Source organism: Novosphingobium panipatense, from assembly GCF_900182875.1.
Taxonomy (GTDB): Bacteria; Pseudomonadota; Alphaproteobacteria; order Sphingomonadales; family Sphingomonadaceae; genus Novosphingobium; species Novosphingobium panipatense.
This window is the reverse complement of the sequence record NZ_FXUI01000003.1, coordinates 311,849-325,070: the sequence shown is the minus strand read 5'-3', so window position 1 is coordinate 325,070 and position 13,222 is coordinate 311,849. Positions and strand designations below refer to the sequence as shown.

Below are 13,222 nucleotides of genomic sequence, written 5' to 3'. Positions count from 1 at the left end.
AAACGCGAAAAGGCGGCGCTCGGCGCGCCGCCTTTTCCTGATGTCCCGGCAGGAGCGCTGCGATCAGGCGGCGGCGTCCAGCCCATAGGCGGTGTGCAACACGCGCACGGCCAGTTCGGTCTCGTCCGTGTCGATCAGGACCGAAACCTTGATCTCGCTGGTCGAGATGGCGATGATGTTGATGCCGCGATCGGCAAGCGTCTTGAACATGGTGCTCGCCACGCCCGCGTGGCTGCGCATGCCCACGCCCACGACGCTGATCTTCGCCACTGTACCGTCGGCGATGAGGCGGTAGTAGCCGATCACTTCCTTGCGTTCTTCCAGCAGCGCCTGGGCGCGCACGAGGTCGGCCTGAGGCACGGTGAAGGTGACGTCCGTCTCGCCCTTGTCCTTGGCAACGTTCTGGATGATCATGTCGACGTTGATGTTCGATTCTGCCAGTGGAGCGAAGATCGACGCCACCGCGCCCGGACGGTCAGGCACGCGGGTCAGGGTGACCTTGGCCTCGTTCTTGTCGGCGGCGATGCCGGTGATGAGCTGGCGTTCCATATCGCTTCCTTCAAGTTCTTCGTCGCTGACGATCAGGGTTCCAGGGATGGTGTCGGCGGCAGGCGCGCCCTCGTCGATGAACGAGGAAAGCACCTGCACCCGCACGTTCTCCTTCATGGCGAGGGAGACCGAGCGGGTCTGCAGCACCTTGGAGCCGACCGAGGCCAGCTCGAGCATTTCCTCATACGTCACGAGCGGCAGCTTGCGCGCCTTGGCGACGATGCGCGGGTCAGTGGTGTAGACGCCATCGACGTCGGTGTAGATGTCGCAGCGATCCGCCTTCACCGCCGCCGCCACGGCCACGGCCGAGGTGTCCGAGCCGCCACGGCCAAGCGTGGTCACCCGGCCTTCGGGCGAAACGCCCTGGAAGCCGGGGATGACCGCGATCTCGCCCGCCTGCATGGAAGCGATCAGGGCATCCGCATCGATCTCCTCGATCCGGGCCTTGGCGTGTGCGTCGTCGGTCTTGATCGGCACCTGCCAGCCGAGCCAGGACCGCGCCTTGCAGCCCATCGCCTGCAACGTCAACGCCAGGAGACCGGAGGTCACCTGTTCGCCGGATGCGACGACGACGTCATATTCGGCGGGATCGTAAAGCGCGTTGGCTTCCCGGCAGAAGTTCACCAGGCGATCCGTCTCGCCGGCCATGGCGGAAACGACCACCGCCACTTCATGCCCGGCTTCCTGCTGGCGTTTGACGATGCCCGCCACGCGCCGGATGCGCTCGGTGCCGGCCATGGAAGTGCCGCCGAATTTCATCACGATACGTGCCAAGGCGCCGTTGCTCCCCTGCATAAATACCCGGGCGACATGCGCGGGTGTGGATAAGAGTCGGCGGCGCTGTTAGGGGGGGATCATGGACAATGCAACTGCCTCGATGCCTGCTTCCGGCGCAACAATCGATCCCAAGGAGGCCGCTCACTTCGGCGCCCTGGCCGCAGAATGGTGGGATCCCGCCGGTTCCTCCGCGATGCTCCACAAGCTCAATCCGGTACGACTGGCCTTCATCCGTGAGGCGATCGACCTGCATTTCAGCCAGGATTCGCGCGCGCTGAAGCCTCTGGCCGGAAAGACCGCGCTCGATGCCGGGTGTGGTGCGGGCCTGCTGTGCGAACCCCTGGCGCGCATGGGCGCAGCCGTGACCGGCGTCGATGCCGCGCCGGAAAACATTGCCGCCGCCCGCGCCCATGCCGACGCGATGGGTCTGCCGATCAACTACCGGGCGGGGGAGCTGGGAACGCTGGGCCTCGCAAACTTCGATCTCGTCTGTTCGCTGGAGGTGGTCGAGCATGTGACGGACAAGGCCGCCTTCATGAGCCAGCTTGCCGCAGCGCTCGCTCCGGATGGTTTGATGATTCTCTCCTGCCCCAACCGCACCGCACGCTCGCGCCTGCTTCTGGTGGAGGCAGCCGAGCGGCTCGGCCATGTGCCGCGCGGGACCCATGACTGGACCCAGTTCGTGACGCCGGCGGAACTGCAGGATCTGGCCAGCAGGGCCGGCCTGGAACTCGGCACCCCGCGCGGTATCGCCTGGTCGCCGCTCAAAGGCCTCCACCTCTCCGACGATCTCTCGCTCAACTTCATCGTCACCGCCCGCAAGCGCTGAGACCGGCGGGCGGACGAGACGGACGTACCCACGCGGGAATTCCCTCGCCGCCCGGATGCCGGAACATTCCCTCCCGGAAGAGGGAGAGCAAGATGGAACGGCTGCGCGTCATTCAGTGGACCACCGGCAAGGTCGGCAAGCACGCCCTTCGCGCGATCCTCGACGATCCCCGGCTGGAACTGGTGGGGTGCTTCGCCTGGTCGGATGACAAGAACGGCCAGGATGCCGGGGCACTGTGCGGACGACCGGACACCGGCATCCTTGCCACCAACGATGTCGAAACCCTTCTCGCGCTGGGCGCCGACACCATCCTCTACACGCCGTTCGAAGCCGATCTCGATCATGCCGTGCGACTGCTGGAGAGCGGCGCCGACATGGTCTCCACCAACCTGTTCCTCAATGTCGGCGGCATCCGGGGCGAAGTGAAGGAGCGGCTCGAGGCGGCCTGCGCCAGGGGAAATTCCTCGCTGTACATCACCGGCATCAATCCCGGCTGGATCAACTCCGTCACCGCCAGCCTGACTGCGATCTGCCGCGATGTGCGTTCCGTTTCCCTCACCGAATCGGCGGACTGTTCCGTCTACGAATCCGTGGAGACCTGGGGCTTCCTCGGCATCGGAGAGCCGGGGGGCATGACGCCGCAACTGGCGGAACGGGCGCAGGCCTGGCTGATCCTCTTTCGCGACGCTGTCGAACGCATCGGTGCCGCCCTTGACCTGACCTTCGACGACATCGAGTTTTTCTGCGAGTACGCCACCGCCGCGGAGAACGTCGACCTTGGCTGGATGGGGATGGACAAGGGCACCAACGCCGCCCTGCGCGGCGGCTGGCGTGGCAAGGTCGGCGGCCAAACCGTCGTGATCCTGACGGTCGTGTGGTACCTCACCCGCAATCTGGCCGAAGGCTGGGAAATCGACGACGATCAGTATCATCTCGTCGTCCAGGGTGAACCGAGCATCGACACGCGCATGCGCCTGATCCCGGAGCCGCACTGGAAGAACCACGATTGGGACATCATGACCGCCCTGCCCGCCGTCAGCGCCGTGCCGCAGATCAAGGCCTCACCCCCTGGCGTGCTCGGGCTTCTCGACGTCGGGCTGCCGGTGGCACCCGTGGGCGAATGGAACCGCGCGCGGCGCTAGGCGAGCAGAAGGTCTATCGCGCCAAGCGCCATCGTCTCGCGCTCCTGCCACGAACCGGAAACCCGCACGAACGGTACTCCGGCTCGCAGCAGCATCTCTTCGCTGAGCGCGGCGAAACGGCGGCGCTCCATGTCCTCGCCGAAAAAGCGGGTACCATCCTCGCACCAGGGCACATCCGGTTCGAACAGCAGGTAGAGATCGGCCTTCGGATACGAAAGGAGCGTATCGGGAACTTCGCCGAACAGCATCTGCGCCCAGGCGGCCGTCATGAGCTGGTCGGTATCGAGCACGAGCAGCGGCGGCTGCTCGGCCATGGCGCGCCGATTGGCCCGCGCCTGCCCCTCCGCGATGACGAGAAGATCGACCATCGAGAGGTCGGTGCCACGCTCCTCGCAATAGGCGCGGCCGTACTCCGGCACGAAGGGCCAACCGCGCAGCGTCAGCAGCCGCTCGCACAGCACTGACTTGCCCGTGCTTTCCGCGCCGTGCAGGCACACTGTCTTCATGCCGGTTTCCTCGCGGCGGAAATCCATTCCCGCAGACCCTGCACGGACATCAAAAGCATCACCAGATAAAGCCCCGAAGTCGGCCACAGGCCCTTGCTCACATAAACGCCGATGGACGCCATATCGATGAGAATCCACAGCACCCAATTCTCAATACGGCGAAAGGCCAGCAGGATCTGCGCCGCGATGCTGGCGCCTGCGATCGCGGCGTCGGCATAGGGCAGCGACGCGTCGGTGAAGCGGTGCATCACCCATCCCAGGTTCAGCGCCAGCGCCGCGGTCGCCGTTGTCCAGACGAGGCGGCTGAAGTTCCCGAGCCAACGGACCGGCACCTGCGTGTCGCCTCCACCGGCCCGGACCCACAGCACCCAGCCCCAGGCCTGCGCGGCGAAGAAGAAGCCCTGCAGCCCGGCCTCGGCGTAGAGCTTCGCCTCGAAGAACACGAGGGCGTAAAGCGCGACCATCGCCATGCCGAACGGGTAGTTCCAGACACTGCGGCGTACCAGCAGGGCGATGTTGGCAAGGCCGAGCAGCGCCGCCGCCCATTCGACAAGGTTCATGAAGCCTGCCCCGCGTCAGCCGCCGATCACGCCAGCGTCGCAGCCCATTCCGGCTCCCTGAATCCCACCAGCAGCCCGCCCGGATGCTCCACGACCGGGCGCTTTATCGTGCTCGGGTGCGCGACCATGATCGCGACGGCCCGGGCGGCATCGAGATCCTGCTTGTCCTCCTCCGGCAGCTTCCTGAAGGTGGTGCCCGCCCGGTTCAGCAGCGTTTCCCAGCCAACGTTGGCCACCCACGCCTCAAGCCGCGCGGCATCGGCGCCTTCCTTCTTGTAGTCGTGGAAGGTGTAGTCGGCGTCCCGGGCCTCCAGCCACTTGCGGGCCTTCTTCACCGTGTCGCAATTGGGGATGCCGTAGAAGTGAAGGCTCACGATTCTGTGTCTCTCTCGATGTGATGCACGCGTCGTCTGTTGCACAGGAGGACGGCCTTGACCTGCGCCTGGGCACCGGCCCGGTACGCGGCGGCGCCTACGTCATCGTGCTTGGGGTGGCGGAAGACCTCCAGGAACATGGTCGCGCTCATGGACCTTCGCAGTCGCTTCCGCAAGCATGTGGCACGCCGCGCATTCTGGACAATCGGAAGATTGCGCGCCAAGGCGCAGGCATGAGCGTGAACACTTTCGGCCGCCTTCTGCGATTCACCACCTGGGGCGAGAGCCACGGACCGGCGATCGGTGCCGTCGTCGACGGGTGCCCCCCCGGCCTGGCGATTGACGAAAGCGTGATTCAGCCATTCCTTGATGCGCGCCGTCCTGGCCAGTCGAAATTCACGACCCAGCGTCAGGAGCCGGACCAGGTCCGTATCCTCTCCGGCGTCTTCGAAGGGCGCACGACCGGCACGCCGATCAGCCTCATGATCGAGAACGTCGACCAGCGGTCGAAGGACTACTCGGAAGTCGCGGTCGCCTATCGCCCGGGTCACGCCGATTACGCCTACGACGCCAAGTACGGCTTTCGCGACTATCGCGGCGGCGGACGCTCTTCCGCGCGCGAGACCGCAAGCCGGGTGGCTGCGGGCGCAGTGGCGCGCCTCGTCATCCCAGAGGTCAGGATCGTCGCCTACGTGTCCGAGATCGGCGGCGACATGATCGATCCCGGCAAGTTCGACGAGGCGGAAATCGCCACCAACCCCTTCTTCTGCCCCGATGCCGCCGCTGCCGAGCGCTGGGAGAAGATCGTTGACGATGCGCGCAAGTCCGGCTCCTCGGTCGGTGCGGTGGTGGAATGCTACGCCAGCGGCGTCCCCGCCGGCTGGGGAGCGCCACTCTATGCCAAGCTCGACGCCGACCTTGCAGCGGCGATGATGGGCATCAACGCGGTCAAGGGCGTGGAGATCGGCGACGGGTTCGCCGCCGCGCGCCTTTCGGGCGAGCAGAACGCCGACCCGATGCGCCCTTCCGCCGAGGCTCCTGACGGAGCGCCCGAATTCCTTGCGAACCACGCGGGCGGCATCGCAGGCGGTATCTCCACCGGCCAGCCGGTGACCTGCCGGGTCGCCTTTAAGCCGACCAGCTCGATCCTCACCCCGCAGCAGACCATCACCCGCTCCGGTGAGGCGACCGAGATGTTCACCAAGGGCCGTCACGATCCTTGCGTCGGTATCCGCGGGGTTCCCGTGGTCGAGGCAATGATGGCTCTCGTGCTGGCGGACCACAAGCTGCTTCACAGGGGCCAATGCGGGTGATCGTGTGCATGATCGCCGGACCGGCGCAACCATGAGCGCAGCCCTGCGCATCCTGATCGACGCCGACGCCTGTCCGGTGAAGGATGAGGTCTACAAGGTGGCCACGCGGCACAAGGTGCCGGTCGTCGTTGTCAGCAACAGCCCGATCCGCGTCCCTCAAGGCACCCTCGTCACCCGCAAGCTGGTGAGCGATGCTTTCGACGCCGCCGACGACTGGATCGTCGCGAACACCGATACGGGCACCGTGGTCATCACCGCCGACATTCTCCTCGCTGACCGCTGTCTGAAGCTTGGCGCAAGCGTGCTGGCACCCAACGGCAAGCCCTTCACCACCGCCTCGATCGGTGGCGCCATCGCCACACGGGCGATCATGGCCGACCTGCGCGCCAACGGCGACGTCGTTGGCGGTCCCCCGCCCTTCTCGAAGCAGGACCGCTCCCGCTTCCTCTCCTCGCTCGACGAGATGCTGGTGAAGCTCGCCCGCCGCACCAGGTGAACGGCCGAGCCGAGCCGCAACCTCGCGCTGCGCTCCTGCGTCATTCCTCCAGCGAGAACCCGCAGACGGGGGGGCATTTTATCGGCAAAGCCCATAAGTCGCGTCCTGCGTGATCGCCACATCCGATTATGCCAATCGGATCAAGCGGCTACAAATCCACACTCGCAGGGCCTATCTGCGTCACGTCAGTTTTAACCACCCATCTGAGGGAGATTACATCCATGGGTATCGTCGGCAGCACCATCAAGCCGTTCAAGAACACCGCCTTCCAGGCCGGCAAGGACTTCTTCGACGTCACGGAAGCAGACATCGCGGGCAAGTGGGCCGTCTTCTTCTTCTACCCGGCGGACTTCACCTTCGTATGCCCGACCGAGCTGGAAGACCTTGGTGAGCAGTACGAAACGCTTCAGGGCATGGGTGTGGAAGTGTTCGGCGTTTCGACCGACACGCACTTCAGCCACAAGGCATGGCACGACACCTCCGACAAGATCGGCAAGCTGAAGTACGCCTTCCTTGGTGACCAGAACCACAAGCTCACCAACAACTTCGGCGTTCTGCGCGAGGATTCGGGCCTTGCCGATCGCGCCACCTTCGTGGTCGATCCCGACGGCGTGATCCAGCTCGTTGAAATCACCCCTGAGGGCGTGGGCCGCAACGCAGCCGAACTCGTCCGCAAGATCAAGGCCGCCAAGTACTGGCGCGAGCACCCCGGCCAGGTCTGCCCGGCCAAGTGGGAAGAAGGCAGCGAAACCCTCGCTCCCTCGCTCGACCTCGTCGGCAAGCTCTAAGACAGCCGCGACTTTCCGGGTCGCGTGCTGAAGGTGTGCGGCCCGGGGCATTCCTTCCCCGGAGCCGCACCCCTGTGCTCTCCGGTGGAACCCGGACCCCGGGCCACCCCTTTATCCAGAAATGTCAAAGGACCTGAGATTCATGCTCGACGCCAACCTGAAGCAACAGCTCTCGCAATACCTCGGCATGCTGCGCGAGCCGATCGAGCTCGTCGCCTCCCTGGGCGACGATGCGAAATCGGACGAGACCCGCGAGCTGCTGACCACGATCGCCTCGCTCTCTGACAAGGTCACTGCCACGTTCGACGGCGACGACGCGCGCCGCCCCAGCTTCATCATCCGCCGCGCTTCGGACGCGAGCGCCTGGGTGCGCTTTGCGGGCCTGCCGCTCGGCCACGAATTCACCTCGCTGGTGCTCGCTCTCCTCTGGACCGGCGGCCACCCGCCGAAGGTCTCGGACGAGGTGCTGGAGCAGGCGAAGGCGCTCGAAGGCTCGCTGCAGTTGGAGATGTATTTCTCGCTCTCGTGCCACAACTGCCCCGACGTGGTGCAGGCGCTGACGCTGATCGCGCTCAACAACCCGCATGTGGACGTCACCCTGATCGAAGGCGGCACCTTTCAGGCCGAGGTCGAGGAGCGCGGCGTGATGGCTGTGCCGGCGGTCTTCCTGAACGGCCAGATGTGGGGTTCGGGCAAGATGAGCATCGAGGAAATCCTCGGCAAGCTCGACAGCACGGCAGACGCCAAGGCCGCAGCCAAGCTGGCCGAGAAGACGCCGTTCGAAGTGCTCGTCGTCGGCGGCGGTCCTGCGGGCGCGGCAGCGGCGGTCTATACCGCGCGCAAGGGCTTCTCCACCGGCATCGCCGCGGAGCGTTTCGGCGGGCAGGTGCAGGACACGATGGGCATCGAAAACTTCATTTCGGTTCCCTACACCGAAGGCCCCAAGCTCGCCGCCGCGCTGGAAACGCATGTGGGTGAATACGATATCGACGTGATGAACCTGCAGCGTGCGGAAAAGCTGATCCCGGCGAAGGAACTCGGCGGCCTGCACGAGATCGTTTTCGCCAACGGCGCATCGCTCAAGGCGCGCTCGGTGATCCTGACCACGGGTGCCCGCTGGCGCAACCTCGGCGTTCCGGGTGAAGCCGAGTACAAGAACAAGGGCGTGGCCTACTGCCCGCACTGCGACGGCCCGCTGTTCAAGGGCAAGCGCGTGGCGGTGATCGGCGGCGGTAACTCCGGCGTCGAGGCCGCGATCGACCTTGCCAATATCGTCGGTCACGTGACGCTGATCGAATTCGACGCCAAGCTGCGCGCAGATCAGGTTCTGGTCGACAAGCTGCAGTCGATGAAGAACGTCGTCATCATCACCAGCGCCCAGACCACCGAGGTCGAAGGCGATGGCGAGAAGGTCAACGCACTGCTCTACAAGGACCGCACTTCGGGCGAAGAACGCAAGATCGAACTGGAAGGCGTGTTCGTCCAGATCGGCCTGGTGCCCAATACCGAATGGCTGAAGGACAGCGGCGTCGAACTGACCGGCCGCGGCGAGATCGTCATCGATGAGAAAGCCGCGACCAACCTGCCCGGTGTGTTCGCGGCGGGCGACGTGACCACGGTGCCGTACAAGCAGATCATCATCGCCATGGGCGAAGGTTCGAAGGCGGCGCTTTCCGCGTTCGACTACCTGATCCGCAACGAAGCTCCGGCGGAGATCGCGCAGGCCGCCTGAGCCTGACCAGAACCAGTCCCAACGAGAGGCGGGCGGGAATCTCCAGGATTCCCGCCCGCTTTTTCGTGCGCGTCAGGCCAGCCCGTGGATATGCCTGCGCAAGCCCGCCTGCCACAGCCCGATACGAGCAGTTCGGCTGCCCTCGTCCATGTCCGGGGTGAAGCGGCGCGAAGCGCTGCCCATCGTCATCGCATCTTCGAGCGTGGCGTGGATACCGGCACCGACGCCAGCCAGCATCGCCGCGCCAAGTGCCGTCGTCTCGGTATCGGCGGGTCGTTCCACCGGCAGCCCCAGCAGGTCGGCAAGATCCTGCGCCATCCAGTCGTTGGCGCTCATTCCGCCATCGATCCGCAGGGAAGTCCAGGCAGCTCCGTCCGCGGCAAAGGCCGCCTGAAGGTCATGGCACTGGTGGGCCATCGACTCCATAGCGGCCCGCACGATATGCGCCCGGGTGCTGCCTTGCGTCAGGCCGGTCACCACGCCCTTGGCGTCGGGCTTCCAGTGGGGAGCGCCCAGCCCTGCCAGCGCCGGAAGGAACAACACTCCGCCGTTGTCAGGCACCGCGCGCGCCAGCGTCTCGCTCTCCCCCGCCGTGCGGATGACGCCGAGTTCGTCGCGCAGCCATTTGATCAGGCTACCCGCCGCGAAGATCGAGCCTTCCAAGGCATAAGTCCGCTTGCCCTCGTGCTGACACAGCACGGTGCCGAGCAGGCGGTGCGAGGAGCGCGGCAGTTTCTCCCCCATGTTGGTGAGGATGAAGGCGCCGGTGCCGAAGGTGGCCTTGGTCTCGCCGACCTTGAGGCAATGCTGGCCGATCGTCGCCGCCTGCTGGTCCCCCGCAAGGCCACTGATCGGGATCGGTGCGCCCAGAAGGGCCGTGTCGCAGGTGCCGATCACGCCACAGGTATCGACCACCTCGGGCAGCGCGTGCCGTGGCACGCCGAAGAGCGCGAGCAGGTCCTCATCCCAGTCCGCTCCGTCGAGCGCCAGAAGCTGTGTCCGGCTGGCGTTGCTGGCGTCCGTCACGTGAAGCCCGCCGGTCAGCTTCCAGACGAGCCAGCTCTCCACCGTGCCCAGCGCCAGCCGATCGCCAAGCTCTCGCGCCGCCGGCACGTTGTCGAGAATCCAGCGCATCTTGGTGCCGGAGAAATAGGGGTCCACGACAAGGCCGGTGCGCTCCTGCAACATGGCCTCGTGCCCGGCGTCGCGCAGGCGCGTGCAGGCCTCCGCCGTGCGCCGGTCCTGCCAGACGATGGCGCGCGTGATCGGCTCCCCGGTGGTGCGGTCCCAGGCCACGACGGTTTCGCGCTGGTTGGTGATGCCAAGGGCGGCGATGCGCTCCGCGCCGCCCGCCTCGCCAATCACCTCTCGCGCGCAGGACAGCGTCTTTTCCCAGATTTCGGAGGCATCGTGCTCCACCCGGCCGGGTTCGGGGTAAGACTGCGTCAGTTCGGCCTGCGCGAGGTGGAGAATGGTCCCGTCCACTGCGTAGACGATCGCCCGTGTCGAAGTGGTCCCTTCGTCAAGGACCAGGATATATTCGCCGCTCACTCTTCCCCACCCATGTAGTTCTTCAGCCTCTCCACCTGCGTCGCGTCCAGCCGCAGCCCCAGCTTTGTCCGCCGCCACAGCACGTCCTCCGCCGTACGCGCCCATTCGCGAGCGACGAGGTAATCCACTTCGGCAGCCGTAAGACCATGGCCGAAATTCGCACCCAGCGCCTCCAGGCTGCTCGCCGGACCGAGCCACTCGCGCGCCTTCGTGCCATATGCCCTCGCGATGCGATCGACGGTGCCTTCGTCCAGGAACCGGTAGTCGCGCGCGAGGCCGGCCTTCAGCCCGTCCAGCTCCTTCATCGGGAAGTCGCCGCCGGGCAGCGGGGCTTCGGCGGTCCAGTCGCTTCCCGCGAGCGCGGGCACGAGCGGCTGCAGCTTCTCGACCGCGTCCTTCGCCAGATGGCGGTAGGTGGTAATCTTGCCGCCGAAGACGGAAAGGAACGGTGCGCAACCCTGCGGATCAAGATCGAGATCGAAGCTGTATCCGCGTGTAGCGGCCTCGGGCTTGCCGGACCCATCGTCGACCAGGGGCCGAACGCCGGAATACGTCCACACTACATCCGCCGGCGAAATGGCCTTGTCGAAATAGGCGTTGGCCGCTTCGCAAAGGTAGGCGATCTCCTCCTCGCTCGCGTGGACTTCATCGAGCGAACCCTCGTGGTCGCGGTCGGTCGTGCCGATGAGGGTGAAATCCTGCTGGTACGGTATCGCGAAGAAGATGCGGCCGTCGGGGATTTGGAAGAAGTAGGCGTAAGGGTGATCGAACAGGCGGGGCACCACGATGTGCGAGCCGCGGACAAGCCGCATGCGCCGCTGCGTCGCCTCTCCCGCGCGGCCGATCAGGTCGAGCACGGCAGGGCCAGCCGCGTTCACCACGGCCTTGGCGCGAAATTCGCACGTGCGGGTGTGAATGGTCCAGGCGCCGTCCACGCGCTCCAGCCCTTCGACCCCGGTGCGCGTGAGGATGGTTGCGCCCTTGTCCGCCGCGTCCCGCGCGTTGAGGACGACGAGGCGCGCGTCATCGACCCATCCGTCGGAATAGACGAACGCCGGACCGAACCCTGCCTTCAGCGGCCGACCGGCGGGATGCTTGCGCAGGTCGATGCTTTGCGTCGGCGGCAGCGCGCGACGGCCGCCGATATGATCGTAAAGGAACAAACCGAGCCGCAGAAGCCAGCGCGGGCGCAGGCCCTTCACATGCGGCAGCACGAAGCGCATCGGGTGGATGATGTGCGGTGCGATCTGCCACAGCCGCTCGCGCTCCGTGAGGGCTTCGCGAACGAGGGCGAACTCGTAATGCTCGAGATAACGCAGGCCGCCGTGGATCAGCTTGGTGGAGGCCGAGGATGTGCCGCTCGCCAGGTCGCCCTTCTCCAGCACCAGCACCCTGGCGCCCCGCCCTGCCGCATCGCGCGCGATGCCGCAGCCGTTCACGCCTCCGCCGATGACGGCGATATCGTAGAGGGTTCCACTCATTTTCTGTTCCTTGGGCAAAGTCACAGGATCACCATGCTGAACGCCGTCGCCACCAGCAGCGACGCGAGCGTCGCGGCGACCACGGGCATTGCTGCGCGCCAGCCCATCTGCATGACGAGGTCAAGGCGCGAGCGCATGGCCGTGGCGGTGACCGCCAGCAGCAGCAGCGCCTTCGACAGCGTCAGGTTCAGGTGAACCACGAAAGGCGGGATCGTGACCAGGGAGTTGATCACGACCACGGCCAGAAACAGGGTAATGAACCAGGGCATCGCGAGTTTCCGGATCCAGTGGCGCTGGCCTGCGTCCTCGTCCGTGAAGATGAGGGAGACCACCGCCACCACCGGCGCCAGCAAGGCGACGCGGCTGAGCTTCACGATCGTCGCGTAACTGCCCGCCACGTCCGAATAGGCGTAACCGCCGCCGATGGCCTGCGCCACGTCGTGGATGGAGGCCCCGATCAGAAAGCCGGCCTGCCGATCATCCAGATGCATCATCCCGGCAAGCGGCGGGTAGAACGACATCGCCAGCGCGCTGGCCATCGAAATGACGACGAGGGTTAGCGCGAACTGCGCCTGGCTGATCCGCTTGCCGCCCAGCACCCCGAACAGCGCCAGAGCGGCCGACGCGCCGCAGATCGCCGTCGCGCCGCCCGCCAGGATGCCGATCGCCGTGGAGGCCCCGGTCATCCGCGCCACCAGCAGAGCCGCTCCCATGGCTGCCGCCATCACCATCAGCAGCGCGAGGAAAGGCACCGGCCCGAGCGCGACGATCTGCGCCAGGGTCACTTGCGTGCCCAGCACGACTATGCCCCAGCGAAGGCACGCCTTCGAGGCGAAATCGAGGCCCGGGTGCGTGCGCGTGTCGCTGGTGACGAAGTTGAGGGAAAGCCCGATCAGCAGTCCCATGAGGATGATAGGCGCGCCGTAGTGTTCGGAGAGCCAGGCCGCGGCGATGCTGGCGATGCCGCAGATGGCGAGTCCCGGCCACAGCTTCTTCCATGTTTCAAGGCGGCTGGGCTTTGCCGCCTGTTCCTGCGCGGCAAGAAACATCTCGCCATAAAGGTCGCCGGCGTGTTGTGCGCTCACTCGTCCCCGTCCTTTCGCCGCATCCTTCTCGACGAAGAT

At 65.9% G+C, this 13,222-nt stretch carries 14 protein-coding genes; 6 read left to right on the top strand and 8 right to left on the bottom strand.

The genetic code is table 11. The features are described from left to right. Positions 1-63 precede the first annotated feature (63 nt). Positions 64-1,323 carry an aspartate kinase gene (locus QOL62_RS06820; RefSeq protein ID WP_103727441.1) on the bottom strand — a complete coding sequence of 420 codons (1,260 nt, stop codon included), beginning with the start codon at positions 1,321-1,323 and terminating at the stop codon, positions 64-66. Positions 1,324-1,405: 82 nt separating this feature from the next. Here QOL62_RS06820 and ubiG point away from each other — a divergent pair, with 82 nt between their 5' ends. Together ubiG and QOL62_RS06810 are read left to right on the top strand one after the other, a co-directional pair. Further along, the gene (ubiG, locus tag QOL62_RS06815) at positions 1,406-2,155 is read left to right on the top strand and encodes a bifunctional 2-polyprenyl-6-hydroxyphenol methylase/3-demethylubiquinol 3-O-methyltransferase UbiG (protein WP_283405702.1); all 750 of its coding nucleotides are present in this window, start codon (positions 1,406-1,408) and stop codon (positions 2,153-2,155) included. 92 nt (positions 2,156-2,247) lie between these two features. After that, positions 2,248-3,297, top strand: coding sequence for an NAD(P)H-dependent amine dehydrogenase family protein (locus tag QOL62_RS06810; protein ID WP_283405701.1), 1,050 nt, complete (start codon positions 2,248-2,250; stop codon positions 3,295-3,297). Here the strand turns inward: QOL62_RS06810 and QOL62_RS06805 are convergent. The 4 genes from QOL62_RS06805 to QOL62_RS06790 are packed head-to-tail and all read right to left on the bottom strand — an operon-like array spanning position 3,294 to position 4,877. After that, a complete protein-coding gene (locus QOL62_RS06805) occupies positions 3,294-3,803 on the bottom strand; it encodes an AAA family ATPase (RefSeq protein ID WP_103727444.1) in 510 nt (169 codons plus the stop codon). The two genes, QOL62_RS06810 and QOL62_RS06805, sit on opposite strands and share 4 nt — an antisense overlap. After that, the gene (gene pnuC, locus QOL62_RS06800; RefSeq protein WP_283405700.1) at positions 3,800-4,363 is read right to left on the bottom strand and encodes a nicotinamide riboside transporter PnuC; all 564 of its coding nucleotides are present in this window, start codon (positions 4,361-4,363) and stop codon (positions 3,800-3,802) included. Before pnuC ends, QOL62_RS06805 begins: the two co-directional genes overlap by 4 nt. Positions 4,364-4,389: 26 nt before the next feature. After that, complete coding sequence (locus QOL62_RS06795; protein ID WP_283405699.1) at positions 4,390-4,737, bottom strand: ArsC family reductase; 348 nt, start codon at positions 4,735-4,737, stop codon at positions 4,390-4,392. Beyond that, positions 4,734-4,877, bottom strand: a complete 144-nt coding sequence (locus QOL62_RS06790; protein ID WP_283405698.1) for a hypothetical protein — start codon at positions 4,875-4,877, stop codon at positions 4,734-4,736. The genes QOL62_RS06795 and QOL62_RS06790 overlap by 4 nt, the downstream gene beginning before the upstream one ends. Before the next feature lie 93 nt (positions 4,878-4,970). Here QOL62_RS06790 and aroC point away from each other — a divergent pair, with 93 nt between their 5' ends. The 4 genes from aroC (at position 4,971) to ahpF (ending at position 9,066) form a co-directional block, all read left to right on the top strand. Continuing rightward, positions 4,971-6,050 carry a chorismate synthase gene (aroC, locus tag QOL62_RS06785; RefSeq protein WP_283405697.1) on the top strand — a complete coding sequence of 360 codons (1,080 nt, stop codon included), beginning with the start codon at positions 4,971-4,973 and terminating at the stop codon, positions 6,048-6,050. A gap of 31 nt (positions 6,051-6,081) precedes the next feature. Then, on the top strand, positions 6,082-6,546 hold the full coding sequence (locus tag QOL62_RS06780; protein ID WP_283405696.1) for a YaiI/YqxD family protein: 465 nt from the start codon (positions 6,082-6,084) through the stop codon (positions 6,544-6,546). A gap of 221 nt (positions 6,547-6,767) precedes the next feature. After that, positions 6,768-7,334, top strand: coding sequence for an alkyl hydroperoxide reductase subunit C (ahpC, locus tag QOL62_RS06775; RefSeq protein ID WP_103727449.1), 567 nt, complete (start codon positions 6,768-6,770; stop codon positions 7,332-7,334). Positions 7,335-7,476: 142 nt separating this feature from the next. After that, positions 7,477-9,066 carry an alkyl hydroperoxide reductase subunit F gene (gene ahpF / locus QOL62_RS06770; protein ID WP_283405695.1) on the top strand — a complete coding sequence of 530 codons (1,590 nt, stop codon included), beginning with the start codon at positions 7,477-7,479 and terminating at the stop codon, positions 9,064-9,066. Between the two features lie 72 nt (positions 9,067-9,138). Here ahpF and glpK read toward each other — a convergent pair whose 3' ends face one another. The 3 genes from glpK to QOL62_RS06755 are packed head-to-tail and all read right to left on the bottom strand — an operon-like array spanning position 9,139 to position 13,183. Continuing rightward, positions 9,139-10,617, bottom strand: a complete 1,479-nt coding sequence (glpK, locus tag QOL62_RS06765) for a glycerol kinase GlpK (RefSeq protein WP_283405694.1) — start codon at positions 10,615-10,617, stop codon at positions 9,139-9,141. Then, positions 10,614-12,098 (bottom strand): glycerol-3-phosphate dehydrogenase, encoded by a 1,485-nt coding sequence (locus tag QOL62_RS06760; protein WP_283405693.1) that lies wholly within the window; start codon positions 12,096-12,098, stop codon positions 10,614-10,616. The genes glpK and QOL62_RS06760 overlap by 4 nt, the downstream gene beginning before the upstream one ends. A 20-nt stretch (positions 12,099-12,118) precedes the next feature. Then, the gene (locus tag QOL62_RS06755; protein WP_283405692.1) at positions 12,119-13,183 is read right to left on the bottom strand and encodes a YeiH family protein; all 1,065 of its coding nucleotides are present in this window, start codon (positions 13,181-13,183) and stop codon (positions 12,119-12,121) included. Positions 13,184-13,222: the final 39 nt, after the last annotated feature.